Below are 23,868 nucleotides of genomic sequence, written 5' to 3'. Positions count from 1 at the left end.
CGACATGGCCCGACACGAACCAGCTGTCCTGGTGCTCGAGGACGGACGGAGGTACGTCGGACGCGCGTACGGCGCCCGCGGCGTGACCCTCGGCGAGGCCGTCTTCGCCACCGGCATGACCGGCTACCAGGAGACGATCACCGACCCGTCCTACGCGGGCCAGATCGTGCTCCAGACGGCGCCGCACATCGGCAACACCGGCATGAACGACGACGACATGGAGTCCCGCCGCATCTGGGTGGCCGGCTACGTCGTCCGCGACCCCTCCCGCGTGGTCTCGAACTTCCGCGGGCAGCGCACCCTCGAGGACGACCTGATCGCGCAGGGCGTGGTGGGCATCTCGAACATCGACACGCGCGCCGTCACCCGCCGGATCCGCGACGAGGGCGCCATGCGCGCCGGCGTCTTCTCGGGCAACGCCTTCGCGCTCGGCGACGAGGAGCAGCTCGCGCAGGTGCGGCGGGCGCCCGACATGGCGGGCCGGAACCTCTCCGCCGACGTCTCCACGCAGGAGACCTACACGATCCCCGCGGAAGGGCCGCGCATCGGATCCGTCGCCGTGCTCGACCTCGGCATCAAGACCGCGACGGTGAAGCACCTGGCCGCCCGCGGCCTCGACGTGCACGTCGTGCCGCAGTCGATCACCACGGAGGAACTCGCCGAGCTCGCGCCCACCGCGGTCTTCTACTCGAACGGCCCCGGCGACCCCGAGGCGTCGCAGTACCACGTGGAGCTGCTGCAGGACGTGCTGCGGAAGGGCATCCCGTTCTTCGGGATCTGCTTCGGCAACCAGCTCCTCGGCCGCGCCCTCGGCTTCGACACCTACAAGCTGCCGTTCGGCCACCGCGGGATCAACCAGCCCGTGCTCGACCGCCGCACCGGCCGCGTCGAGATCACGAGCCAGAACCACGGCTTCGCGGTCTCCGCGCCGCTCGACGGGCCCGTCGAGAGCCCCGCCGGCTTCGGCCGCGCCGAGGTCAGCCACGTCTCGCTCAACGACCAGGTGGTCGAGGGCCTCAACTGCCTCGACATCCCCGCCTTCAGCGTGCAGTACCACCCGGAGGCGGCCGCCGGCCCGCACGACTCGTCGTATCTCTTCGACCGGTTCATCGAGCTGATCCACGCCGCGGGCGACGCCCCCGCATCCGCCGCGACCCCCCAGGAGACCGTGTAATGCCCAAGCGCGACGACATCAACAGCGTCCTCGTCATCGGCTCCGGGCCGATCGTCATCGGCCAGGCCGCCGAGTTCGACTACTCGGGCACGCAGGCCTGCCGCGTGCTCCGCGAGGAGGGCGTGCGCGTCATCCTCGTGAACTCGAACCCGGCCACGATCATGACCGACCCGGGCTTCGCCGACGCGACCTACATCGAGCCGATCACGAGCGAGGTGCTCGAGAAGATCATCATCAAGGAGCGTCCCGACGCGGTGCTCCCGACGCTCGGCGGCCAGACGGCGCTCAACGCGGCCATCCGGCTCGATGAGCTCGGCATCCTCGCCAAGCACGGCGTGGAGCTCATCGGCGCGAAGGTCGAGGCCATCCAGAAGGGCGAGGACCGCCAGCTCTTCAAGGACCTCGTCCTCGAGTCCGGCGCGGACGTCGCCCGCTCGCACGTCGCGAAGACGCTCGAGCAGGCCGTGGAGTTCGCCGAGGACCTCGGCTACCCGCTCGTGATCCGTCCCTCCTTCACCATGGGCGGCCTCGGATCCGGCTTCGCGCACACCCGCGCCGAGCTCGAGCGCATGGTAGCCGACGGCCTCCAGTCGAGCCCCACCACCGAGGTGCTCCTCGAGGAGTCGATCCTCGGCTGGAAGGAGTACGAGCTGGAGCTCATGCGCGACACGGCCGACAACACGGTCGTCGTCTGCTCCATCGAGAACGTCGACCCCGTCGGCGTGCACACGGGCGACTCGATCACGGTCGCACCGGCGCTCACGCTCACCGACCGCGAGTACCAGCACATGCGCGACATCGGCATCGACATCATCCGGCGCGTGGGCGTCGACACCGGCGGCTGCAACATCCAGTTCGCGGTGGACCCGACGAACGGCCGCCTCATCGTCATCGAGATGAACCCGCGCGTCTCCCGCTCGAGCGCGCTCGCCTCGAAGGCGACGGGTTTCCCGATCGCGAAGATCGCGGCGAAGCTCGCCATCGGCTACCGGCTCGACGAGATCCCCAACGACATCACCAAGGTCACGCCCGCGAGCTTCGAGCCGACGCTCGACTACGTGGTCGTGAAGGTGCCGCGCTTCGCGTTCGAGAAGTTCCCGGCCGCCGACGCCGAGCTCACCACCACCATGAAGTCGGTGGGCGAGGCCATGGCCATCGGCCGCAACTACTCCACCGCGCTGCAGAAGGCGCTGCGCTCGCTCGAGAAGCGCGGATCCTCGTTCCACTGGGGCGCCGAGAGCCGCTCGGTCGAGGAGCTGCTCGAGACGAGCCGCATCCCCACCGACGGCCGCATCGTCACGGTGCAGCAGGCCCTCCGCGCGGGCGCGACCGCGGAGCAGGTCTTCGACGCCACGAAGATCGACCCCTGGTTCATCGACCAGATCGTCCTCATCAACGAGGTCGCCGACGCCGTGCGCGACGCCGCCGAGCTCGACGCGGAGACGCTGCGCGAGGCGAAGGACCACGGCTTCTCGGACGCGCAGATCGCCGAGATCCGCAGCCTCTCCGAGCAGGAGGTGCGCGACGCGCGCCACGCGGCGGAGATCCGCCCCGTGTTCAAGACGGTCGACACGTGCGCGGGGGAGTTCCCCGCCATCACGCCGTACCACTACTCCAGCTACGACTCCGAGACGGAGATCGTGCCGTCCGACCGCCGCAAGGTGATCATCCTGGGCTCGGGCCCGAACCGCATCGGCCAGGGCATCGAGTTCGACTACTCGTGCGTGCACGCGTCCTTCGCGCTGTCCGACGCGGGCTTCGAGACCATCATGATCAACTGCAACCCGGAGACGGTCTCGACCGACTACGACACGAGCGACCGGCTCTACTTCGAGCCGCTGACGCTCGAGGACGTGCTGGAGATCGTGCACGCGGAGCAGCGGGCGGGCGAGCTCGTCGGGGTCGTCGTGCAGCTCGGCGGCCAGACCGCGCTCGGGCTCGCCAAGGGCCTCGAGGCCGCGGGCGTCCCCATCCTCGGCACGAGCCCCTCGGCCATCGACCTCGCGGAGGAGCGGGGCCTGTTCTCCGGGATCCTCGACGCCGCGGGCCTCGTGGCGCCGCGGAACGGCACGGCCACGGCGATCGACGAGGCCGTGGTCGTCGCGGAGGAGATCGGCTACCCGGTGCTCGTCCGCCCGAGCTACGTGCTTGGCGGCCGCGGCATGGAGATCGTCTTCGACACCGCCACCCTGCACGACTACTTCCTGCGCATGGCCGACCAGGGCATCATCGGCGAGGGCAAGCCCCTCCTCATCGACCGGTTCCTCGACGACGCCATCGAGATCGACATCGACGCCATCTACGACGGCCGTGAGCTCTACGTCGGCGGCGTCATGGAGCACATCGAGGAGGCCGGGATCCACTCGGGCGACTCGAGCTGCACCCTGCCGCCCGTGACGCTCGGGCGCGGCCAGATCCAGCAGGTCGTCGACGCCACGCGCGCCATCGCCGAGGGCGTGGGCGTGCGCGGCCTCCTCAACGTGCAGTTCGCGATCGGCGCGGGCGTGCTCTACGTCCTCGAGGCCAACCCGCGCGCGAGCCGCACCGTGCCCTTCGTCTCCAAGGCGCTCGGCATCCCGCTCGCGAAGGCCGCGTCGCTCGTCATGGTCGGCACGTCCATCGCGGAGCTGAAGGCGCAGGGCCTCCTGCCCGAGCGCGACGGATCCGACGTGCCGATGGACTCGCCCGTCGCCGTCAAGGAGGCCGTGCTGCCCTTCAAGCGGTTCCGCACGAAGGACGGCCTCATCGTCGACTCCGTGCTCGGCCCGGAGATGCGCTCCACGGGCGAGGTCATGGGCATCGACCGCGACTTCCCGCGGGCGTTCGCGAAGAGCCAGGAGGCGGCGTTCGGCGGCCTCCCGCTCTCCGGCACGGTGTTCGTCTCGGTCGCCGACCGCGACAAGCGCTCCATCGTGCTGCCGGTGCTCCGCCTCCAGCAGCTCGGCTTCGAGGTGCTCGCGACCGCGGGCACGGCGGAGATCCTCAGCCGCAACGGGATCCAGGCGCGCGTCGTGCGCAAGTACAGCGAGGAGCCCGCCGCAGGCGACTCGCCGTCGATCGTGGACCTCATCAACCGCGACGAGGTGGACGTGGTCATCAACACCCCGTCCGGCCGCACCGCGCGCGCCGACGGCTACGAGATCCGCGCGGCGGCCGTCGCGGCGGACAAGGCGCTGTTCACGACCATCGCGCAGCTCACGGCCGCGGTCGCGTCCTTCGACGCCATCCGCGCCGGCTTCGACGTCACGAGCCTGCAGGACTACGCGATCGCCCGCGAGGCCCGCAGGTGACGACCGCGGACGGCGGGGCGGCCACGGTCGCCCCGCCGTTCGGCGCGCGCCTCGCGCGCGCCTTCCGGGAGCGCGGGCACCTCTGCGTCGGCATCGACCCGCACCGGTCGCTGCTCGACGCCTGGGGCCTCGCCGACGACGCGCGCGGCCTCGAGGAGTTCGGCCTCCGCGTGGTCGAGGCGACCGCGGGACGGGCCGGCATCGTCAAACCGCAGGTCGCGTTCTTCGAGCGCCACGGATCCGCCGGGTACGCCGCCCTCGAGCGCGTGCTCGCCGCCGCGCGCGACGCCGGCCTCCTCGTCATCGCCGACGCCAAGCGCGGCGACATCGGGTCCACGGTCGACGCGTACGGCGCCGCCTGGCTCGCGCCCGACAGCCCGCTGCGCGCGGACGCCGTGACCCTCACGGCCTACACGGGCGTCGGATCCCTCGACGGCGTCCGCGCCGCCGCGGAACGCTGGGGCGCGGGCGTCTTCGTCCTCGCCGCCACCTCGAACCCCGAGGCGCGCGAGCTGCAGCGCGCCCTGCTGCCCGGCGACGGATCCGCCGCGGGCGCCCGCACGGTCGCCCGCGGGATCCAGGACGCCGCGGTCGCCGCCAACGGCCCGCTCGACGACCCGTCGGCCGAGCCGGGCTCGTTCGGCCTGGTCGTCGGCGCGACCGTCGACGCCGCCGACGCCGGGCTCGACCTGGCGCGGCTCGTCCGCACGCCGATCCTGGCGCCGGGCTTCGGCCATCAGGGCGCGATGCTCGGCGATGTCCGGTCCCTGTTCGGGCCGGCCGCCGGCGTTGTGATCGCGGCCGCATCGCGGAGTATCCTCACGGCAGGGCCACGGCGTGTCGCGGAGGCCGTCACCGACCACGCCGGACGACTCGAAGAGGTGCTGCCATGAGGCCCGAACCACCCGAGGTCGACCGGGTCGCCGCGTCCCAGGCCGCCGTCGCCGCCCGCCGCGCGCGCGCCCAGGTGAAGCACGACATCGTCACGGGGGAGCGCACGCCGCTCGGCGTGCTCGACGCGTCCGCGGATCCCGTCCGCCGCGCCGAGGCCACGCTCCGCGTCACCGAATTCCTCACGAGCATCCCGAACATCGGCCCCACCAAGCTCGAGCGGATCCTCGGCGACCTCGGCATCTCGACCGCCAAGCGCCTCGGCGGCCTCGGCGTGCACCAGCGCGTGCGCCTCACCCGCTTCCTCGAGGAGTGGCAGGCCGCGAAGCAGATCGTGGAGCCCAGCCGCCTCGTGGTGCTCGCCGGGCCCACCGCGGTCGGCAAGGGCACCGTGTCCACCTTCATCCGCGAGAACGAGCCCGACGTGCTCCTCTCGGTCTCCGCCACGACGCGCGCGCCGCGTCCCGGCGAGGTCGAGGGCGTCAACTACTACTTCGTCTCCGACGCCGAGTTCGACCGGATGGTCGAGCGGCACGAGCTGCTCGAGTGGGCCACGGTGCACAACGCGCACCGCTACGGCACGCCGCGCGCGCCGATCGACCAGGCGCTGGCCGAGGGCCGGAGCGTCCTGCTCGAGATCGACATCCAGGGCGCGCGCCAGGTGAAGGCCGCGATGCCCGAGGCCCGCCTCGTCTTCCTGCTGCCGCCCACCTGGGAGGAGCTCGTGCGCCGCCTGGTCGGCCGCGGCACCGAGGGGCCCGAGGAGCAGCAGCGCCGGCTGGACACCGCGAAGGTCGAGCTGGCGGCGCAGGACGAGTTCGACCACCTCGTCGTCAACCGCGATGTCGCGGACGCGGCGCGCGAGGTCGTAGACTTGATGAGATCCAGGAAGGCCGTCGGTCCATGAAGCGGACCTGCACGGCCTTCTTCCATGCAATGAGGAAGCGGCACATCCATGGTTGACAAGACCCAGGGCATCATCGACCCGCCCATCGACGAGCTCCTCTCGAAGGTCGACTCGAAGTACGCGCTCGTGATCTTCGCCTCCAAGCGGGCCCGCCAGATCAACGACTACTACGCCGACCTGCACGAGGGCAGCCTGTTCGACAACGTCGGACCGCTCGTCGACTCCACCATCGACGACAAGCCCCTCTCGGTCGCCATGCACGAGATCAACGAGGACAAGCTCGTCGCCACGCCCATCGTGGAGCCCGCGGCCTCCTAGCCGCCCGCCGTCCCGGATGCCCCGCGCCGACCGCACGCCGCACGCCCTCCCGGCCCTCGAGCCCCGGAGCGCCGCCGCGTGATGGTCGTCGTGGGGATCACGGGCGGGATCGCGGCCTACAAGGCCGTCGGCGTGGTCCGGGGCCTCGTGCTCCTCGGTCACGACGTGCACGTCGTGCCCACCGAGGCGGCGCTCCGCTTCGTGGGGAAGCCCACGCTCGAGGCCGTCAGCCGGAACCCCGTCACGAGCGACCTCTACGACGGGGTCTCCGAGGTGCGCCACGTGGCGCTCGGCCAGAAGGCCGACCTCATCGTCGTCGCCCCGGCCACCGCGCACACGCTCGCCGCCATGGCCCTCGGCCTCTCGGACGATCTGCTCGGCACGACCATCCTCGCCAGCCGTGCGCCCCTCGTCGTCGCCCCCGCGATGCACACCGAGATGTGGCAGCACCCGGCCACCCAGGCCAACGCGGCGCTCCTGCGCTCGCGCGGCGCGACGCTCGTCGGCCCGACGTCGGGCCGCCTCACGGGCACCGACTCCGGACCCGGCCGCATGGCCGAGGTGGAGGACGTCATCGCCGCCGCCCTCGCCGCCGTCCGCCCCGGCGGGCGCGATCTCGAGGGCCGGCGCATCGTCGTCTCCGCGGGCGGCACGCGCGAACCTCTGGATCCCGTGCGCTTCCTCGGCAACCGCTCCTCCGGCCGGCAGGGGGTCGCCCTCGCGGCCGCCGCGCGCGACCGCGGCGCCGAGGTCACGCTCGTCGCGGCGCACCTCGAGGTGCCCGCGCCCACCGGCGTCCGCGTCGTGCCCGTCTCGACCGCGCTCGAGCTCTCCGACGCCATGGTGCGCGAGGCCGACGGCGCCGACGTCGTCATCATGGCCGCGGCCGTCGCCGACTACCGGCCCGTCGCCGTCTCCCCGGGCAAGATCAGGAAGGAGGAGGCGGGTGACGCGCTCTCGGTCGAGCTCGTGCGGAACCCGGACGTCCTCCAGCGCCTCGCCGCCGACGCCGCCGCGCCGCGCGCGGACGGCACGCGCCGCCTCGTCGTCGGCTTCGCGGCCGAGACCGAGGAGGACCCGGTCGAGCGGCTGAGGATCGGCCGGGCGAAGGTCGCCCGGAAGGGCTGCGACCTGCTCGTCCTCAACAGGGTCGGGTGGTCGCAAGGGTTCGCCGCGGAGGACAACGCGATCACGGTGCTCGACAGGTCCGGCGATACACTCGTGGAGGCCTCCGGCTCCAAGGAGCAGGTCGCCCATCGAATTCTCGACGTAGTGGGCGCGCCGGCGCCGCAGTAGCGAACGGCGCGCGACCACGCGATCCCCTGGAGCGACCCGTGACCGACCTGCGCCTGTTCACCTCCGAGTCCGTCACCGAGGGACACCCCGACAAGATCTGCGACCAGATCTCGGACAGCATCCTCGACGCGCTCCTGACGCAGGACCGGACCAGCCGCGCGGCGGTCGAGACGCTCGTCACCACGGGCCTCGTGCACGTCGCGGGCGAGGTCACCACGAGCGGCTACGTCGACATCCCGCAGATCGTGCGCGACCGCATCCGGGACATCGGCTACGACTCCTCCGAGGTCGGCTTCGACGGCAGCAACTGCGGCGTCACGGTGTCCATCGGCGCGCAGTCGCCCGACATCGCGCAGGGGGTCGACCGCTCGTACGAGTCCCGTTCGGGATCCGCGTCCACCGACGCGCACGACCTGCAGGGCGCCGGCGACCAGGGCCTCATGTTCGGCTACGCGTCGCGCGACACCCCCGTGTTCATGCCGCTGCCGATCTACCTGGCGCACCGCCTGGCCGAGCGCCTCGCGGCGGTCCGCCACTCGGGCGAGCTCGCGTACCTCCGGCCGGACGGCAAGACGCAGGTCACCATCGGCTACGACGGCCTCGTGCCGCGCACGGTCGACACCGTCGTGCTGTCCACCCAGCACGGCCCGCAGGTGTCCCAGGAGGACCTCCGCCGCGAGGTCGAGGAGCACGTGATCCGCCCGGTGCTCGCGCAGGCCGCGGAGATCGGCATCGAGCTCGACTCGCGCGACGCGACCCTGCTGATCAACCCCACGGGCAAGTTCGAGATCGGCGGGCCGAAGGGCGACGCGGGCCTCACGGGCCGGAAGATCATCGTCGACACCTACGGCGGCTTCAGCCGGCACGGCGGCGGCGCCTTCAGCGGCAAGGACCCGTCGAAGGTCGACCGGAGCGCCGCCTACGCCATGCGCTGGGTCGCGAAGAACGCGGTCGCCGCGGGCCTCGCCGACCGGCTCGAGGTGCAGGTCGCGTACGCCATCGGCAAGGCCGCGCCCGTCGGCCTCTACGTCGAGGCCTTCGGCACGGCGCACGTGCCCGAGGAGCGCATCGTCCGCGCCATCCGCGATGTCTTCGACCTGCGTCCCGCCGCCATCGTCGAGCGGCTCGACCTGCTCCGCCCCGTCTACGCGCAGACCGCCGCCTACGGGCACTTCGGGCGCGAGCTGCCGGACTTCACCTGGGAGGCGCTCGACCGTGTCGCCGACCTGCAGAGCGCCGCGGGCCTCTGACGCGCCCCGTCGTCCGGGTCCCGGCGTGACCGGGAGGGCACGGTGACCGCGGCGGATCCGGTCGGCGCGGGCCCGTCCGTCGTGCGGGTCATGGTCGACTCCCCGCTGCCGCAGCTCGACCGGCTGTTCGACTACGCGGTGCCCGAGGAGCTGCGCGCGACGTGCGTGCCCGGCGTGCGCGTGCGCGTGCCGCTGCGCTCCGCGGGGCGCGTGGCCGACGGCTACGTGGTCGAGGTCGGCGACGGCCGGGGCTACGACGGGAAGCTCAGCGAGGTGGAGCAGGTCGTGTCGCCGCTGCCCGTGCTGCGGCCGGAGATCTGGACGCTCGCGCGGGAGGTCGCCGACCGTCAGGCCGGGACCGCATCCGACGTGATCCGGCTGGCCGTGCCGCCGCGCCAGGTGCGGGTGGAGAAGGCGCACCTCGCGGCGCTGGCGGCGGCGGAAGCGGACGACGTGGAGGACGCGGATCCCGCCCTCGTCGCGCTCCGGCCCGTCGACGGCTATGCGCCGGACGGCCTGGCCGCGGCGGTCGACGGTTCCGGTCGGGTGGCCGTCGACGCCATCCCCGAGGTCGTCGAGCTGCCCGGAGGCGTCTGGGCCGGTCGCTGGGCCGTGACCCTCGCGCAGGCCGCCGCGCGCGTCCTCGCGTCCGGCCGCAGCAGCGTCCTCGTCGTGCCCGACTACCGCGACCAGGACCAGCTGGAAGCCGCCCTCGCCGCCCACGCCCCCGCCGGGTCCGTGATCCGCACCGACGCGCGCCAGTCCGGCCCCGACCGCTACCGCTCCTTCCTCGCCGGGCTCGGCGACGCGCCCCGCATCGTCGTCGGCAACCGCTCCGCCGTCTACGCGCCCGCGCCGCGCCTCGGCCTCGTCGCGATGTGGGACGAGGGGGATCCGCTGCACGCGGAGCCGCTCAGCCCGTACGCCAACGCGCGCGACGTCGCCCTCCTCCGCAGCCGCCAGCAGGGCACGGCGCTCGTGCTGCTCGCGCACTCGCGGAGCACCGAGGTCGAGCGCCTCGTCGCGATCGGGTACCTGGCGAGCGTCTCGCCCGCCGCCACCCGGACCCCGCGGGTGATCCCGACCACCTCGCAGACGGGCGACGAGGGCTTCGCCCGGCAGGCGCGGATCCCCTCGGGCGCCTGGCGCGCGGCCAAGGACGCGGTCGAGCACGGGCCGGTCCTCATCCAGGTCGCCCGCCCCGGCTACGCGCCGCTCGTCGCGTGCCGCGCCTGCCGCCAGGCGGCGCGCTGCACCGTCTGCACGGGCCCGCTCGGCATGTCCACCGCCACGAGCACGCCCACGTGCGGCTGGTGCGGGCACCTCGCCGGCGACTGGCGCTGCGCGAACTGCGGATCCGACGAGCTGCGCCTCGTGACCATCGGCGCGGGCCGCACGGCGGAGGAGCTCGGCCGCGCGTTCCCCGGCGTGCAGGTCGTGCTGGCCGACGGCGAGCGCCACGTGCAGGAGGTCGACGCCGAGTCGCGGCTCGTCGTCGCCACGCGCGGGGCCGAGCCCGTCGCGGCGGGCGGCTACCGTGCGATCCTGCTGCTCGACGGGGAGCGGATGCTCGCCCGCGAGAGCCTGCGGGTGGGGGAGGACGTGCTCCGCCAGTGGTCGAACGCCGCCGCCCTCGCCGCTCCCCGCGCGCCCGTGATGCTCGTGGGCGTCGGCGGCCAGGTCGCCCGCGCCCTCGCGACCTGGCAGCAGTCGCGGTACGCGCACGAGGAGCTGCTCGAGCGCCGCGCCCTGCGGTTCCCGCCCGCCGTGCGCGCCGCGAGCGTGGAGGGGCTCCCGGACGTCGTGGGCGAGGCGGTCGGGCGGCTCGACGGGATCGAGGGCGTCGACGTCCTCGGGCCGGTGCCCACCGAGCAGGGCCGCGTGCGCGCCATCGTCCGGCTCGACTACGCGAGCGGGCCGGACGCGGCGCGCGAGCTGCGCGCCGCCGTCGTGCGGAACGCCTCCAGCCGTCGGAAGCCCGTCGCCGGCCGCACCGGGTTCCGGCCCACCGTGCCCCTCCGTGTACGGTTCGACGACACGGGGCTGTTCTGATCCGCGGCCGCCGCCCGGCACGCGCGCCCGGCCGCGTCGCCCCGCCACCCGACTCCTCCGCCCACCCGCACGCCGTCCCCGAGAGGACCCCTCGATGAGACTCGTCTTCGCCGGCACGCCCCTCGCGGCCGTGCCCTCGCTCCAGCGGCTCGCCGCGTCCGGCCACGAGATCGCGCTCGTCGTCACCCGCGCGGACGCGCCGCTCGGCCGGAAGCGCGTGCTCACGCCGTCGCCCGTGGCCGCGGAGGCGGAGCGCCTCGGCATCCCGACGCTCCGCGTGAACCGCCTCGACGAGGACGCCACCGCCCGCATCGCCGCGGTCGAGGCCGACCTCGGCGTGATCGTCGCGTACGGCGGCCTCGTGCGCGAGCCGCTGCTGTCCACGCCCGCCCGCGGCTGGATCAACCTGCACTTCTCGCTGCTGCCCCGGTGGCGCGGCGCCGCGCCCGTGCAGCGCTCGATCATGGCGGGCGAGCGCGTCACGGGCGCCAGCGTCTTCCAGCTGGAGCGCGGCATGGACACCGGTCCCGTCTTCGCGATGGAGGAGCGGCCCACGGGCGACCACGAGACGGCCGGGCACGTGCTCGACGCGCTCGCGGTCCAGGGCGCCGACCTGCTGGCGCGCACGGTGGACGCCATCGCGGCGGGCACCGCCGTCGCCCGGCCCCAGGAGGGCGAGCCGACCCTCGCGCCCAAGACCACGATCGACGACGGCCGCGTCGACTGGGCCCGCCCGGCCGACGAGGTGCTCGCGCGCATCCGCGGCGTCACGCCCGAGCCCGGCGCGCACACGTCCGTCGAGGACGTGCGCCTCAAGATCCACCGAGCAGCGGCCCTCCGCGACGCCGCGCCGCTGGATCCCGGCCGCATCGCCGCCCTCGACGGCCGCGTCGCGGTCGGCACCGCCAGCCACCCCGTCGAGCTCATCCAGGTGCAGCCCGCGGGGAAGAGCCCCATGCCCGCGGCCGACTGGTGGCGCGGCGTCACGATGAGGGACGTGACCGCACGATGAGCGAGAGCACAGGACGCCCCGCCGCCGACCGGTGGCGCGGCGTCACGATGAAGGACGTGACCGCACGATGAGCGAGAGCACAGGACGCCCCGCCGCCGACCGGTGGCGCGGCGTCACGATGAAGGACGTGACCGCACGATGAGCGACAGCACCGGATCCTCCGCCCGCCGACCGGGCGCACGCCGGCCCGCGGGAGGCGGCCGCCGCCGTCCCGACGACCGTCCCGCGGTCGGCGGCTCCGCCACCGTCAGCGCGGCGCGGCGCGTCGCCTACGAGGTCGTGAGCGCGGTCCGCGAGTCGGATGCGTACGCGAACCTTCTGCTCCCCGTCAAGATCCGCCGTGCGGCCCTCAGCGCGCAGGACGCCGCGCTCGCCACGGAGCTGACCTACGGCACGCTCCGCATGTCCGGCTACTACGACCGCGTGATCGAGCTCGCCGCGGGCCGCCCCGTCGCGGCCATCGACGCGCCGATCCTCGACGTCCTCCGCCTCTCCGTGCACCAGCTCCTCAGCATGCGCGTCGCCACCCACGCGGCCGTCAACGAGGGCGTCGACATGGCGCGCGCGGTCGGATCCCGCTCCGCCACCGGCTTCGTCAACGGCGTCCTCCGCACCGTCACGCGCTCCGAGCCCGCCGAGTGGCGGCAGCGCGTGCTCGACAGCGCCGCGAGCGACGACGAGCGGCTCGCCCTCGAGCACTCGCACCCGCTGTGGGTGCTGCGCGCCCTCCGCCAGGCGCTCGCCCGCGAGGGCCGCGCCGACGAGCTCGAGGACCTGCTGCGCGCCGACAACGCCGCGCCCGCGGTGAGCCTCGTCGCGCTCCCGGGCCTCGCGACCGTCGCGGAGACGCAGGAGCAGCCGGCTGCGTTCTCGCCCGTCGGCGCCTACCTCGAGGGCGGAGATCCGATGGACGCGCCCGGCGTCGCCGAGGGCCGCGTCCGCGTGCAGGACGAGGGATCCCAGCTCGCCGCCCTCGCGCTCAGCCGCGCGCGGCCCGTCACCCCCGGCGAGCGCTGGCTGGACCTCTGCGCGGGCCCCGGCGGCAAGGCCGCGCTGCTCGCCGCGGAGGCCGGTCGATCCGGCGCCCTGCTCACCGCGAACGAGCTCGTCCCCGCGCGGGCGGGCCTCGTCCGCGATGCCCTCCGCGCGGTGCCCGGCGACACCGAGGTATGGGAGCTCGACGGCACGACCGTGGGGGAGGGCCACCCCGGGGAGTTCGACCGGATCCTCCTCGACGCGCCCTGCAGCGGCCTCGGCGCCCTCCGCCGCCGGCCCGAGGCGCGCTGGCGGAAGACCCCGCGCGACGTCGCGGGCCTCGGGGCCCTGCAGGCCGGGCTCATCGACGCCGCGATCGGCGCGCTCGCGCCCGGCGGGATCCTCGCCTACGTCACGTGCTCGCCGCACCTCGCCGAGACCCGCGCCATCGTGCAGGCCGCGCTGCAGCGCCACGGGGACGTGACGGCGCTCGACACGGGCGCGGTGCTCCAGGAGGTGGCCGACGGCGACCTCGAGCTGCCGGAGGACCCCGACGCGGGGAGCCGCGGATCCAGCGTGCAGCTCTGGCCGCACCGGCACGGCACGGATGCCATGTTCATCGCCCTGCTGACCCGCCGGTAGGGTCGGGACCATGCCCGTCCGCATCGAACCGAGCATCCTGTCCGCCGACTTCGCGAACCTGGAGCGCGAGATCCGGCGTCTCGCCACCGCCGACCTCGTGCACGTCGACATCATGGACAACCACTTCGTGCCGAACCTCACGTTCGGGCTGACCATGGTCGAGCGCCTGCAGCAGGTGACGCCCGTGCCGCTCGACATCCACCTGATGATCGAGGACGTCGACCGCTGGGCGCCCGGCTACGCGGAGGCGGGCGCCGCGAGCGTCACCTTCCACGCCGAGGCCACGCGCGAGCCCGTCGCGCTCGCCCGGCGGCTCCGCGAGATCGGCGCGCGCGCCGGCATCGCGCTGAAGCCCGGCACGCCGGTGGACGACTACCTCGACCTGCTGCACGAGTTCGACCAGGTGCTCGTGATGACGGTCGAGCCCGGGTTCGGCGGCCAGTCGTTCATGCCCGAGACCATGCCGAAGCTCCGGGCGCTGCGCTCGCGCCTCCGGGAGTCCGGCCACGACGTGTGGCTCCAGGTGGACGGAGGCATCGACGTCGAGACCATCGGCCGCGCGGCCGAGGCGGGCGCCGACACGTTCGTCTCCGGATCCGGCGTGTTCCGCGGCGGCGACCCCGAGTCGGCCATCGCCGAGCTCCGCCGGGCCGCCGAGGCGCACACGCACGCGCACTGAGGCCCCGTCCGGGATCTGCTTGACTGGATCCATGACCGACACCACCAAGCCCGAGGTCGAGCCCGTCGACGGCCCGGCCCCCGCAGAGCTCACCATCTCCGACGTCACCGTGGGCGACGGCCCCGAGGCCCAGCCCGGCGACACCGTCGACGTGCACTACCTCGGCGTCGACTTCGAGTCCGGCGAGGAGTTCGACTCCTCGTGGAGCCGCGGCCAGTCCGTGCGATTCCCCCTCAGGAGCCTCATCGCCGGCTGGCAGCAGGGCATCCCCGGCATGAAGGTCGGCGGGCGCCGCCAGCTCGTCGTCCCGCCCGAGCTCGCCTACGGCCCCGCGGGCGGCGGCCACCGCCTCTCCGGCCGCACGCTGATCTTCGTGATCGACCTGCAGGGCGTCGGCTAGCGAGGCCGTCCGCCGCGGCAGCGGCACCACCACCGGGAGGCCGGGAGCATCGCGCTCCCGGCCTCCCGTCGTCGTGCCGGGGGCCGCTCCCGCGGCTGTACCCTGGAGCACGTGAAGACCTTCGATGACCTGTTCGGCGAGCTGACCCGGATCGCCGCCGAGCGGCCCGAGGGGTCCGGCACCGTCCGCGAGCTCGACGGCGGCGTGCACGCGATCGGCAAGAAGGTCGTCGAGGAGGCCGCCGAGGTCTGGATGGCGGCCGAGCACGAGTCCGACGACCGCGCGGCCGAGGAGATCTCGCAGCTGCTGTACCACGTGCAGGTCATGATGATCGCGCGCGGCCTCACCCTGGAGGACGTCGGCCGACATCTGTGACGCGCCCCGTCACCCGTGTCGTCCCCTCCTCAGGAAGAAGTGATCCCCATGCTCCGTGTCGCCGTGCCCAACAAGGGCTCGCTCGCCGAGACCGCCGCCCAGATGCTCGCCGAGGCCGGGTACGCCGGCCGTCGTGACCCCAAGGAGCTCTACGTCCTCGACGCGCGCAACGACGTCGAGTTCTTCTACCTCCGCCCGCGCGACATCGCGACCTACGTCGGATCCGGCGCGCTCGACGTCGGCATCACCGGCCGCGACCTCCTCATCGACTCCGCGTCCGAGGCCGCCGAGACCGCGGAGCTCGGCTTCGCGGGATCCACTTTCCGGTTCGCCGGCCCCGTCGGCCGCTTCGCCGACCTCGCCGACCTCGCCGGGGTCCGCATCGCCACCAGCTACCCCGTCCTCGTCGGCGGCTTCCTCCGCGAGCACGGCGTCGAGGCGCAGCTCATCCGCCTCGACGGCGCGGTCGAGTCGGCCATCCAGCTGGGCGTCGCGGACGCGATCGCCGACGTGGTCGAGACGGGCACCACGCTCCGCAAGGCCGGCCTCGAGATCTTCGGCCCCGTGATCCTGCGCTCCACCGCCGTGCTCATCTCCGGCGCCGAGGAGAAGGCGGGCGCGGCCACGCTGCTCCGCCGCCTCGAGGGCGTGCTCGTCGCCCGCCGCTACGTGCTCATGGACTACGACGTGCCGCTCGACCTGCTCGACGCGGCCACGGCCATCACGCCCGGCATCGAGTCGCCCACCATCTCGCCGCTGCAGGATCCCGCCTGGGTCGCCGTGCGCTCGATGGTGCCGCGCGACGACACGAACCAGATCATGGACCGCCTCCACGAGGTCGGCGCGCGCGCCATCCTCGTCAGCCCGATCCACGCCGCCCGGATCTGACCGTGGACGCATCCGCCGCCGCGGGCCCTGCCGCGCACCTCGCCGTCCGCGTCATCCCGTGCCTCGACGTGGCCGCCGGCCGCGTCGTCAAGGGCGTCAACTTCCTCGACCTGCAGGACGCGGGCGATCCGGTCGAGCTCGCGCGCCTCTACTACGAGCAGGGCGCCGACGAGCTCACCTTCCTCGACGTCACGGCCACGGTCGAGGACCGCTCGACCATGTACGACGTCGTGAGCGCGACCGCCGAGCAGGTCTTCATCCCGCTCACGGTCGGCGGGGGAGTGCGCAGCGCCGACGACGTGGCCCGCCTCCTCGCGAGCGGCGCGGACAAGATCGGCGTCAACAGCGCGGCCATCGCGCGCCCGGACCTCGTGGGCGAGATCGCCGACCGCTTCGGCGCGCAGGTGTGCGTCCTCTCGCTCGACGTGACCCGCGGCGACACGGAGTCCGGCTTCGTCGTCACCACGCACGGCGGCCGCACCCGCACGACCATCGACGCGATCGCGTGGGCCCGCGAGGCCGTGGAGCGCGGCGCGGGGGAGCTGCTCGTCAACTCCATCGACGCCGACGGCACGCGCGACGGCTTCGACCTCGAGCTCGTGGCCGCCATGCGCGCCGTGAGCCGCGTCCCCGTCATCGCCTCCGGCGGCGCGGGCGAGCTCGACCACTTCGCGCCCGCCATCGAGGCCGGCGCCGACGCCGTGCTGGCCGCGAGCGTCTTCCACTCCCGCCGGTTCACGATCGGCGACGTCAAGGGCGCCCTCGCGGACGCCGGTCAGGTGGTGCGGCGATGACCGACGGCTTCCCCGCGTCCCCCGACGCACCCGGCACGACGGCCCCCGACGTCGACGGGATCCTCGCCCGCGCGGCCTTCGCGGACGACGGCCTCCTCCCCGCCGTGATCCAGCAGCACGACACGCGCGAGGTGCTCATGCTCGGCTACATGGACCGCGAGGCCCTCCGCCGCACGCTCACCTCGGGCCGCGTCACCTTCTGGTCGCGCTCCCGCAGCGAGTACTGGCGGAAGGGCGACACGTCCGGCCACGCCCAGTACGTGCGCGACGCCGCCCTCGACTGCGACGGCGACACGGTCCTCGTCCAGGTCGACCAGGTAGGAGTGGCCTGCCACACCGGCACGCGCACCTGCTTCGACGCCGACCACCTCCACCCCGTCCAGGCCGCGCGCCCCGCCGCCGACGAAGGGCCCACCGAATGACCGCGTCCCCGCGCCCCGCCGCGTCCGCCCCCGGCACCACCACGCGCGAGGGCTTCCGCGCCCTCGCCGCCGACCACCGCGTCATCCCCGTCCTCCGCGAGGTCTTCGCCGACGGGGAGACGCCGGTCGGCGTGCACCGCAAGCTCACCGCGGGGCGCCCGGGCAGCTTCCTGCTCGAGTCCGCCGGCCAGGGCGGCATCTGGACGCGCTTCTCGTTCGTCGGCGTCTCCTCCTTCGGCGTCCTCACGCAGCACGGCGACGAGGCCCGCTGGCTCGACTACGGCATCGACGCGCGTCGCGCCCTCGGCGACGACGCGCCCGACGGCCCGCTGGCCGCCCTCGCCGCGCTCTACGCCCGCTGGGAGACGCCGCGGATCCCGGGCATGCCGCCCCTCACCGGCGGCCTCGTCGGCTTCATCGGCTGGGAGGCCGTGCGCCAGATCGAGCGCCTGCCCGACCGCCCGCCGGCCGAGGTGCCCGTGCCCGGCCAGGCGCTGAGCTTCGTCTCCGAGCTGGCCGTGCTGGATCACCGCCGCGGCACCGTCACGCTCGTCGCCACCGCCCTGAACGACGGCGTCGACGACGAGGACGACATGTGGGCGGACGCGCAGGCGCGCCTCGACCGCATGCAGGCCGACCTCGCGCGCCCCGCCGAGACGTTCCTCGCCGACGTCGACCTGCAGGCCCAGCCGTCGCCGACGCTGCGGACGCAGCCCGCCGACTTCCACGAGTCCATCGCGCGCAGCAAGCACCACATCCACGAGGGCGACGTGTTCCAGGTCGTCGTCTCGCAGCGCTTCGACCAGCCGACCACGGCCGACCCGATCGACGTCTACCGCATCCTCCGCGTGCTCAACCCGAGCCCGTACATGTACCTCCTCACGCTCGAGGACGCCGACGGGAAGCCGTACTCCATCGTCGGATCCTCGCCCGAGGCGCTCGTCACCGTCACCGACGACCACGTCTACATGCACCCCATCGCCGGATCCCGCCCGCGCGGCGCGACCGTGGAGGAGGACGTCGCCCACGAGGAGTCGCTCCTCGCCGACCCGAAGGAGCGCGCCGAGCACCTCATGCTCGTCGACCTCGCGCGCAACGACATGCTGAAGGCGTGCGCCCCGGGATCCGTCGAGGTCACCGAGTTCATGCGCGTCGAGCGGTTCAGCCACATCATGCACCTGGTCAGCTCGGTCGAGGGCACCCTGCGCCCCGGCGTCTCGAGCATCGACGTCTTCCGGGCCACCTTCCCGGCCGGCACGCTCTCGGGCGCGCCGAAGCCGCGCGCGCTGCAGATCATCGACGAGCTCGAGCCCGCCCAGCGCGGCGTCTACGGGGGAGTGGTCGGCTACTTCGACTTCGCGGGCGACGCGGACCTCGCCATCGCCATCCGCACCGCCACCATCGTCGACGGCGTCGCCCACGTGCAGGCGGGCGGCGGAATGGTCGCCGACTCCGACCCGGACGCGGAGTACCTGGAGTCGCAGAACAAGGCCGCGGCACCGCTGCGCGCCGTGGCCGTCGCCGAGGCCATGCGGCGCGTGCGCTGATGCGGGTCACGCGCCGCACGAAGTCCCTCTCCCTCTTGCTCGTCCTCGCGACGAGCGCCGCCACCTTCCTCGGCTGGTCGCAGGACTGGTCGACGCTCCGCATCGGCGGCCAGGAACCTGCGCTGGTGCCGGTGGCGGGCAGCGTCGCGGCTCCCGCGCTCAGCGCCCTCGCGCTGTCGAGCCTCGCCCTCGCCGGCGCCCTCGCCATCGCGGGCCGCGCGCTCCGCGTGGTGCTCGGCGTGCTGCAGCTCCTCATCGGCGCGACGGTCGCGCTCACCGCCATCGCCGCGATCGCCGGTCCCGTCCAGGCGGGCGAGGCCGCGGTCACGACCGTCACGGGGGTGGCGGGATCCGCGCCGGTCGCCGACCTCGTCGTCGGCTGGACCACCACCCCGTGGGGTCCCGTGACGCTGGCCGCCGGCGTCGCATCGGCGCTGACGGGCCTGTTCGTCGCCGTCACCGGCCCGCGGTGGCCCACCGGCCGCTCCCGCTACGACGCGCCCGACCAGTCGCCCGAGCGCCGGATCGTCCCGCGCGAGGATCCCGTGGCCGCCTGGGACAGCCTGAGCGGCGGCGCCGACCCCACCCGGCGCGAGCACGGCGACGCGGACGACGCCCCGCCCGGCGCGGCCACGTGAGGGTCGGCTGACGTCCCCGCGAGCCCTCCCCATGCCGACGGGCGTCCCGACGACGCCCGGTAGACTCGACCCATCCCGCCCGTACGACCCACGAGGAGCACGCATGTCCACCGAGTCCGCAGAACCCGGCCACGGCAACTCGCCGGCGGCCTGGACGGCCGTCGTCATCATGCTCGTCGCGTTCGCCGTCGGCACCATCGCCTTCTGGTTCGCCATCGAGCCCGTCGTGTGGGCCTCCGCGGTCCTCGCGATCCTCGGCTGGATCACCGGCGGGGTCATGAAGAAGATGGGCTTCGGGGTCGGCGGGCACCGCACGGTCTCCACGCACTCGAAGGCGCACTCCTAGATGCTGGGCGACCTCCTCGCCGGCGCCCTCGAGGACGCGGCCGCGCGCCGCGAGACCCGTCCCCTCGCCCGGGTCGAGGCCGAGGCGCTCGCGCGTCCCGCCGCCCTCGACGCGTTGAGCGCCCTCGCGCCGTCCGACCGCGTCAAGATCATCGCCGAGGTCAAGCGCTCGAGCCCGTCGCGCGGAGCCCTCGCCGAGATCCCGGATCCCGCGCTCCTCGCCTCCCGCTACGAGACCGGCGGAGCCAGCGCCATCAGCGTCCTCACCGAGGGCCGCAAGTTCGGCGGCTCGCTGCAGGACCTCGAGCAGGTCCGCGACACCGTCTCCATCCCCGTGCTGCGCAAGGACTTCATCGGCGAGCCGTACCAGGTGCTGGAGGCGCGCGCCTCGGGCGCCGACCTCGTCCTCCTCATCGTCGCGGCCCTCGACCAGCGGGCCCTCGTCGAGCTGCACGCCCTCGTGGGCGAGCTCGGCATGACCGCGCTCGTCGAGACCCACTCGGCCGAGGAGGTGTCCCGCGCGCTCGACCTCGGCGCGCAGGTCGTCGGGGTCAACGCCCGCAACCTCACCACCTTCGAGCTCGACCGCGACCTCTTCGGCCGCCTGGCCGACTCCATCCCCGCGGGCGTCGTCCGCATCGCCGAGTCCGCGGTGAAGACCGCCGACGACGTGGCGCACTACCGCCGCTCGGGCGCCGACGTCGTCCTGGTGGGCGAGGCGCTCGTCACCGGCGACCCCGTCCGCACACTCACCGAGTTCCTGGAGACCCGCCCGTGACCGACCTCCGCAGCACGACCGGCCCCTACTTCGGCGAGTTCGGCGGGCGGTACGTGCCCGAGTCGCTCGTCGCGGCGCTGGACGAGCTGTCGGAGGCGTGGGAGGCGCTCAAGGTGGACCCCGAGTTCATCCAGGAGCTGCAGGAGCTGCACCGCACCTACACCGGGCGCCCGTCGCTCATCACGGAGGTGCCGCGCTTCGCGGAGCACGCCGGCGGTGCGCGCATCATCCTCAAGCGCGAGGACCTGAACCACACCGGCTCGCACAAGATCAACAACGTGCTCGGCCAGGCGCTGCTCACCAAGAAGATCGGCAAGAAGCGCATCATCGCCGAGACGGGCGCGGGCCAGCACGGCGTCGCGACCGCCACCGCCGCCGCGCTCTTCGGGCTCGACTGCGTCATCTACATGGGCGAGGTCGACACGGAGCGCCAGGCGCTCAACGTGGCGCGCATGCGCCTGCTCGGCGCCGAGGTCGTCCCGGTCCGCTCGGGATCGCGGACGCTCAAGGACGCCATCAACGACGCCATGCGCGACTGGGTCACGAACGTGGAGACCACGAACTACGTCTTCGGCACCGTCGCGGGTCCGCACCCGTTCCCGGCCATGGTCCGCGACCTCCAGAAGGTCATCGGCGAGGAGGCGCGCGAGCAGGTCCTCGCGCTCACCGGCCGGCTGCCCGACGCGGTCGCCGCGTGCGTGGGCGGCGGGTCCAACGCCATCGGCATCTTCCACGCGTTCCTCGACGACGCCGACGTGGCCCTCTACGGCTTCGAGGCCGGCGGCGACGGCGCGGACACCCCGCGAACCGCGGCCACCATCACCAAGGGGCGCCCCGGCATGCTGCACGGCGCGCGCAGCTACCTCCTCCAGGACGAGGACGGCCAGACCATCGACTCGCACTCGATCTCCGCGGGCCTCGACTACCCGGGCGTCGGTCCCGAGCACTCCTGGCTGTCGAACCTCGGCCGCGCCTCGTACCGTCCCGTCACGGACGACCAGGCCATGAGCGCGCTCCGCCTGCTCAGCCGCACGGAGGGCATCATCCCGGCCATCGAGTCGGCGCACGCCCTGGCCGGCGCGCTCGAGCTCGGCAAGGAGCTCGGACCGGATTCGATCATCCTGATCAACCTCAGCGGCCGTGGCGACAAGGACATGGAGACCGCGGGCGCCTACTTCGACCTCATCGACGCCGGGGCGGAGCAGTCGTGACCGCGGCAGCCCACGCCGCCGCGCCCACGGGCAGCCCCGTCGAGCGGACCATCGCGCTCCGCCGCGAGCAGGGATCGGGGGCCCTCGTCGGCTACCTCCCCGTCGGCTTCCCCGACGTCGCCACGAGCATCGAGGCGGCCGTCGCGCTCGTCGAGAACGGCGTCGACGTCATCGAGCTCGGCCTGCCGTACAGCGATCCCGTGATGGACGGCCCCGTCATCCAGCGCGCCACGCAGACGGCCCTCGCGCAGGGCTTCCGCCTCCGCGACGGCTTCGACGCCCTGCACGCGATCACGCAGCGCGTGGACGCCCCCGTCCTCCTCATGACCTACTGGAACCCCGTCGTGCAGTACGGCGTCGAGCGCTTCGCCGACGACATCGTCGCCGCGGGCGGCGCCGGCCTCATCACGCCGGACCTCATCCCGGACGAGGGCGCCGACTGGCTCGCCGCGTCCGAGCGCACGGGTCTCGACCGCGTGTTCCTCGCCGCCCCGTCCTCCAGCGAGGCGCGGCTGCACCAGGCGGTCGAGCGCAGCCGCGGGTTCGTCTACGCGGTCTCCACCATGGGCATCACGGGCGCGCGGCAGGACGTCGACCAGGCCGCCCGCGGCCTCGTCTCCCGCCTGCGCGACGCGGGATCCACGAGCGCGTGCGTCGGCATCGGCATCTCCACGGGCGACCAGGTGCGCGAGGTCCTCGACTACGCCGACGGCGCCATCGTCGGATCGGCCCTCGTGGCGGCCCTCGCCGACGGGGGCGTGCCCGGCGTCGCCCGCGCCGCGGCCGATCTGGCGCGGGGAACCGCGCTACAGTAGCCCCCGGCCCGCGGTCCCGCCGCGCCCGCCGATCCCCCTGCGAAAGTGAGCGCCATCCGTTGTTCGCCCCGATGAGCATCCCCAGCCCGGATCCGTCCGAGACCCGGTTCGACGTCACGGCGTGGCTGCAGGGCTTCGGCATCGACCTGCCGCTCACCTTCGTGATCCACGCGTACGCCGTGTGCATCCTGCTCGGCATCCTCATCGCGGCCTTCCTCACCAACCGCCGCCTGGTCGCGCGCGGCGTGGAGTCCGGCACCGTCATCGACTTCACGCTGTGCGCGCTCGTCCTCGGCATCATCGGCGCCCGGGCCTTCCACGTGCTCACCCACCCCGGCGACTACTTCTACGAGGGCGCGAACCTGCTGCGGGTGCTCTACGTGTGGGAGGGCGGCATCGCCATCTTCGGCGCCCTCATCGGCGGCGCCGTGGGCGTCTGGCTCGGCTCCAAGTGGACGGGCGTCCGCTTCTGGACCTTCGCGGACGCGCTGGCCCCCGGCCTCCTGCTCGCGCAGGCCGCCGGACGCATGGGCAACTACTTCAACCAGGAGCTGTTCGGCACGCCCACCACCCTGCCGTGGGGCCTCGAGGTCGACCCGACCAACGCGGCGTTCCCCGCAGGGCTCCCCGCGGGCACGCTCTTCCACCCCACGTTCCTCTACGAGATCGTCTGGAACGTCGCCGGTGCCCTCCTCATCATCGGGCTCGGACGTGCCGTCCGGCTGCAGTGGGGCCGCGGCCTCGCCGTCTACCTCATGTGGTACGGACTCGGGCGCATGGTCTTCGAGTCCATCCGCATCGACCCGAGCGAGATCTACTTCGGCATCCGCACCAACGTGTGGGCGGCGTTCTTCGCGGTCGCGCTCGGCCTCGTCCTCTTCATCATCCAGACGCGTCGCCACGTCGGCAGCGAGCCGAGCCCGTACCTGCCCGGCCGCACCCCGGATGACGTAAGCGCCCGCGCGAAGGCGGGCCGCGACGGCGAGGTAGCATCGGTGTACACGGATTCGGACTTCACCGACGGCGACGACGATCGGGCATCCACCGGGTCGGACTCCCACGCTCTCCCCGCCACAAGCGGACGCGGCGCCTAGTCCCCAGCGCGGGCACCCCCGCGGTCACCGCCTCCTCTCCGCGAGGCGGTCCCCACCACAGGGCCAGCGACGTCC

General features: G+C 73.7%; 23 protein-coding genes. All 23 read left to right on the top strand.

The features are described 5' to 3' along the window. The first annotated feature begins 4 nt into the window (after positions 1-4). On the top strand, positions 5-1,174 hold the full coding sequence (gene carA, locus BFL37_RS02505) for a glutamine-hydrolyzing carbamoyl-phosphate synthase small subunit (protein ID WP_172403724.1): 1,170 nt from the start codon (positions 5-7) through the stop codon (positions 1,172-1,174). Continuing rightward, positions 1,174-4,464, top strand: coding sequence for a carbamoyl-phosphate synthase large subunit (gene carB, locus BFL37_RS02500; protein WP_086513584.1), 3,291 nt, complete (start codon positions 1,174-1,176; stop codon positions 4,462-4,464). The genes carA and carB overlap by 1 nt, the downstream gene beginning before the upstream one ends. Then, the gene (gene pyrF / locus BFL37_RS02495; RefSeq protein WP_086513583.1) at positions 4,461-5,357 is read left to right on the top strand and encodes an orotidine-5'-phosphate decarboxylase; all 897 of its coding nucleotides are present in this window, start codon (positions 4,461-4,463) and stop codon (positions 5,355-5,357) included. Before carB ends, pyrF begins: the two co-directional genes overlap by 4 nt. Then, on the top strand, positions 5,354-6,262 hold the full coding sequence (gene gmk, locus BFL37_RS02490; protein ID WP_086513582.1) for a guanylate kinase: 909 nt from the start codon (positions 5,354-5,356) through the stop codon (positions 6,260-6,262). Before pyrF ends, gmk begins: the two co-directional genes overlap by 4 nt. A gap of 48 nt (positions 6,263-6,310) precedes the next feature. Next, complete coding sequence (rpoZ, locus tag BFL37_RS02485) at positions 6,311-6,580, top strand: DNA-directed RNA polymerase subunit omega (RefSeq protein WP_012038467.1); 270 nt, start codon at positions 6,311-6,313, stop codon at positions 6,578-6,580. 78 nt (positions 6,581-6,658) lie between these two features. Beyond that, positions 6,659-7,876: a bifunctional phosphopantothenoylcysteine decarboxylase/phosphopantothenate--cysteine ligase CoaBC gene (gene coaBC, locus BFL37_RS02480; RefSeq protein ID WP_086513581.1), complete on the top strand. Its 1,218-nt coding sequence runs from the start codon at positions 6,659-6,661 to the stop codon at positions 7,874-7,876. A gap of 38 nt (positions 7,877-7,914) precedes the next feature. Further along, positions 7,915-9,126 carry a methionine adenosyltransferase gene (gene metK, locus BFL37_RS02475; protein WP_086513580.1) on the top strand — a complete coding sequence of 404 codons (1,212 nt, stop codon included), beginning with the start codon at positions 7,915-7,917 and terminating at the stop codon, positions 9,124-9,126. Between the two features lie 42 nt (positions 9,127-9,168). Next, positions 9,169-11,178, top strand: coding sequence for a primosomal protein N' (locus BFL37_RS02470; protein WP_086513579.1), 2,010 nt, complete (start codon positions 9,169-9,171; stop codon positions 11,176-11,178). A 94-nt stretch (positions 11,179-11,272) separates the two neighbouring features. Further along, entirely contained in the window at positions 11,273-12,190 is a 918-nt protein-coding gene (gene fmt / locus BFL37_RS02465) for a methionyl-tRNA formyltransferase (RefSeq protein ID WP_086513578.1), read from the top strand. A 138-nt stretch (positions 12,191-12,328) separates the two neighbouring features. Then, positions 12,329-13,807: an RsmB/NOP family class I SAM-dependent RNA methyltransferase gene (locus BFL37_RS02460; RefSeq protein WP_086513577.1), complete on the top strand. Its 1,479-nt coding sequence runs from the start codon at positions 12,329-12,331 to the stop codon at positions 13,805-13,807. Between the two features lie 10 nt (positions 13,808-13,817). Then, a complete protein-coding gene (rpe, locus tag BFL37_RS02455; protein ID WP_086513576.1) occupies positions 13,818-14,486 on the top strand; it encodes a ribulose-phosphate 3-epimerase in 669 nt (222 codons plus the stop codon). Between the two features lie 31 nt (positions 14,487-14,517). After that, positions 14,518-14,886, top strand: coding sequence for an FKBP-type peptidyl-prolyl cis-trans isomerase (locus BFL37_RS02450; protein ID WP_086513575.1), 369 nt, complete (start codon positions 14,518-14,520; stop codon positions 14,884-14,886). A 111-nt stretch (positions 14,887-14,997) separates the two neighbouring features. After that, entirely contained in the window at positions 14,998-15,261 is a 264-nt protein-coding gene (locus BFL37_RS02445; protein WP_012038459.1) for a phosphoribosyl-ATP diphosphatase, read from the top strand. Between the two features lie 48 nt (positions 15,262-15,309). Continuing rightward, entirely contained in the window at positions 15,310-16,149 is an 840-nt protein-coding gene (gene hisG, locus BFL37_RS02440; protein WP_043669648.1) for an ATP phosphoribosyltransferase, read from the top strand. 2 nt (positions 16,150-16,151) lie between these two features. Beyond that, positions 16,152-16,943, top strand: coding sequence for an imidazole glycerol phosphate synthase subunit HisF (hisF, locus tag BFL37_RS02435; protein WP_086513574.1), 792 nt, complete (start codon positions 16,152-16,154; stop codon positions 16,941-16,943). After that, positions 16,940-17,365: a phosphoribosyl-AMP cyclohydrolase gene (gene hisI, locus BFL37_RS02430; protein ID WP_172403721.1), complete on the top strand. Its 426-nt coding sequence runs from the start codon at positions 16,940-16,942 to the stop codon at positions 17,363-17,365. Before hisF ends, hisI begins: the two co-directional genes overlap by 4 nt. Continuing rightward, on the top strand, positions 17,362-18,912 hold the full coding sequence (locus tag BFL37_RS02425; protein ID WP_086513573.1) for an anthranilate synthase component I: 1,551 nt from the start codon (positions 17,362-17,364) through the stop codon (positions 18,910-18,912). Before hisI ends, BFL37_RS02425 begins: the two co-directional genes overlap by 4 nt. Continuing rightward, the gene (locus BFL37_RS02420; protein ID WP_086513572.1) at positions 18,912-19,550 is read left to right on the top strand and encodes a Trp biosynthesis-associated membrane protein; all 639 of its coding nucleotides are present in this window, start codon (positions 18,912-18,914) and stop codon (positions 19,548-19,550) included. Before BFL37_RS02425 ends, BFL37_RS02420 begins: the two co-directional genes overlap by 1 nt. A 103-nt stretch (positions 19,551-19,653) precedes the next feature. Then, positions 19,654-19,896, top strand: a complete 243-nt coding sequence (locus BFL37_RS02415; RefSeq protein WP_086513571.1) for a DUF6704 family protein — start codon at positions 19,654-19,656, stop codon at positions 19,894-19,896. Then, complete coding sequence (gene trpC / locus BFL37_RS02410; protein ID WP_086513570.1) at positions 19,897-20,673, top strand: indole-3-glycerol phosphate synthase TrpC; 777 nt, start codon at positions 19,897-19,899, stop codon at positions 20,671-20,673. After that, positions 20,670-21,884 (top strand): tryptophan synthase subunit beta, encoded by a 1,215-nt coding sequence (gene trpB, locus BFL37_RS02405; RefSeq protein WP_086513569.1) that lies wholly within the window; start codon positions 20,670-20,672, stop codon positions 21,882-21,884. The genes trpC and trpB overlap by 4 nt, the downstream gene beginning before the upstream one ends. Next, the gene (gene trpA / locus BFL37_RS02400) at positions 21,881-22,699 is read left to right on the top strand and encodes a tryptophan synthase subunit alpha (protein WP_086513568.1); all 819 of its coding nucleotides are present in this window, start codon (positions 21,881-21,883) and stop codon (positions 22,697-22,699) included. Before trpB ends, trpA begins: the two co-directional genes overlap by 4 nt. Positions 22,700-22,770: 71 nt before the next feature. Continuing rightward, a complete protein-coding gene (gene lgt / locus BFL37_RS02395) occupies positions 22,771-23,793 on the top strand; it encodes a prolipoprotein diacylglyceryl transferase (RefSeq protein WP_086513612.1) in 1,023 nt (340 codons plus the stop codon). Positions 23,794-23,868 lie beyond the last annotated feature (75 nt).

It is taken from the genome of Clavibacter michiganensis, from assembly GCF_002151125.1.
GTDB lineage: Bacteria > Actinomycetota > Actinomycetes > Actinomycetales > Microbacteriaceae > Clavibacter > Clavibacter michiganensis_C.
Note: the sequence above shows the minus strand (reverse complement) of the source record. Positions and strands in the feature narration are given on the sequence as shown.

Bases quoted from the DNA above. Each gene is read 5' to 3' on its own strand.
- trpC (WP_086513570.1), top strand. From the start codon at position 19,897: ATGCTGGGCGACCTCCTCGCCGGCGCCCTCGAGGACGCGGCCGCGCGC.
- BFL37_RS02415 (WP_086513571.1), top strand. From the start codon at position 19,654: ATGTCCACCGAGTCCGCAGAACCCGGCCACGGCAACTCGCCGGCGGCC.
- lgt (WP_086513612.1), top strand. From the start codon at position 22,771: ATGAGCATCCCCAGCCCGGATCCGTCCGAGACCCGGTTCGACGTCACG.
- BFL37_RS02420 (WP_086513572.1), top strand. From the start codon at position 18,912: ATGCGGGTCACGCGCCGCACGAAGTCCCTCTCCCTCTTGCTCGTCCTC.
- BFL37_RS02460 (WP_086513577.1), top strand. From the start codon at position 12,329: ATGAGCGACAGCACCGGATCCTCCGCCCGCCGACCGGGCGCACGCCGG.
- carB (WP_086513584.1), top strand. From the start codon at position 1,174: ATGCCCAAGCGCGACGACATCAACAGCGTCCTCGTCATCGGCTCCGGG.
- carA (WP_172403724.1), top strand. From the start codon at position 5: ATGGCCCGACACGAACCAGCTGTCCTGGTGCTCGAGGACGGACGGAGG.
- hisG (WP_043669648.1), top strand. From the start codon at position 15,310: ATGCTCCGTGTCGCCGTGCCCAACAAGGGCTCGCTCGCCGAGACCGCC.
- fmt (WP_086513578.1), top strand. From the start codon at position 11,273: ATGAGACTCGTCTTCGCCGGCACGCCCCTCGCGGCCGTGCCCTCGCTC.
- hisI (WP_172403721.1), top strand. From the start codon at position 16,940: ATGACCGACGGCTTCCCCGCGTCCCCCGACGCACCCGGCACGACGGCC.
- gmk (WP_086513582.1), top strand. From the start codon at position 5,354: ATGAGGCCCGAACCACCCGAGGTCGACCGGGTCGCCGCGTCCCAGGCC.
- rpe (WP_086513576.1), top strand. From the start codon at position 13,818: ATGCCCGTCCGCATCGAACCGAGCATCCTGTCCGCCGACTTCGCGAAC.
- BFL37_RS02425 (WP_086513573.1), top strand. From the start codon at position 17,362: ATGACCGCGTCCCCGCGCCCCGCCGCGTCCGCCCCCGGCACCACCACG.
- rpoZ (WP_012038467.1), top strand. From the start codon at position 6,311: ATGGTTGACAAGACCCAGGGCATCATCGACCCGCCCATCGACGAGCTC.
- BFL37_RS02450 (WP_086513575.1), top strand. From the start codon at position 14,518: ATGACCGACACCACCAAGCCCGAGGTCGAGCCCGTCGACGGCCCGGCC.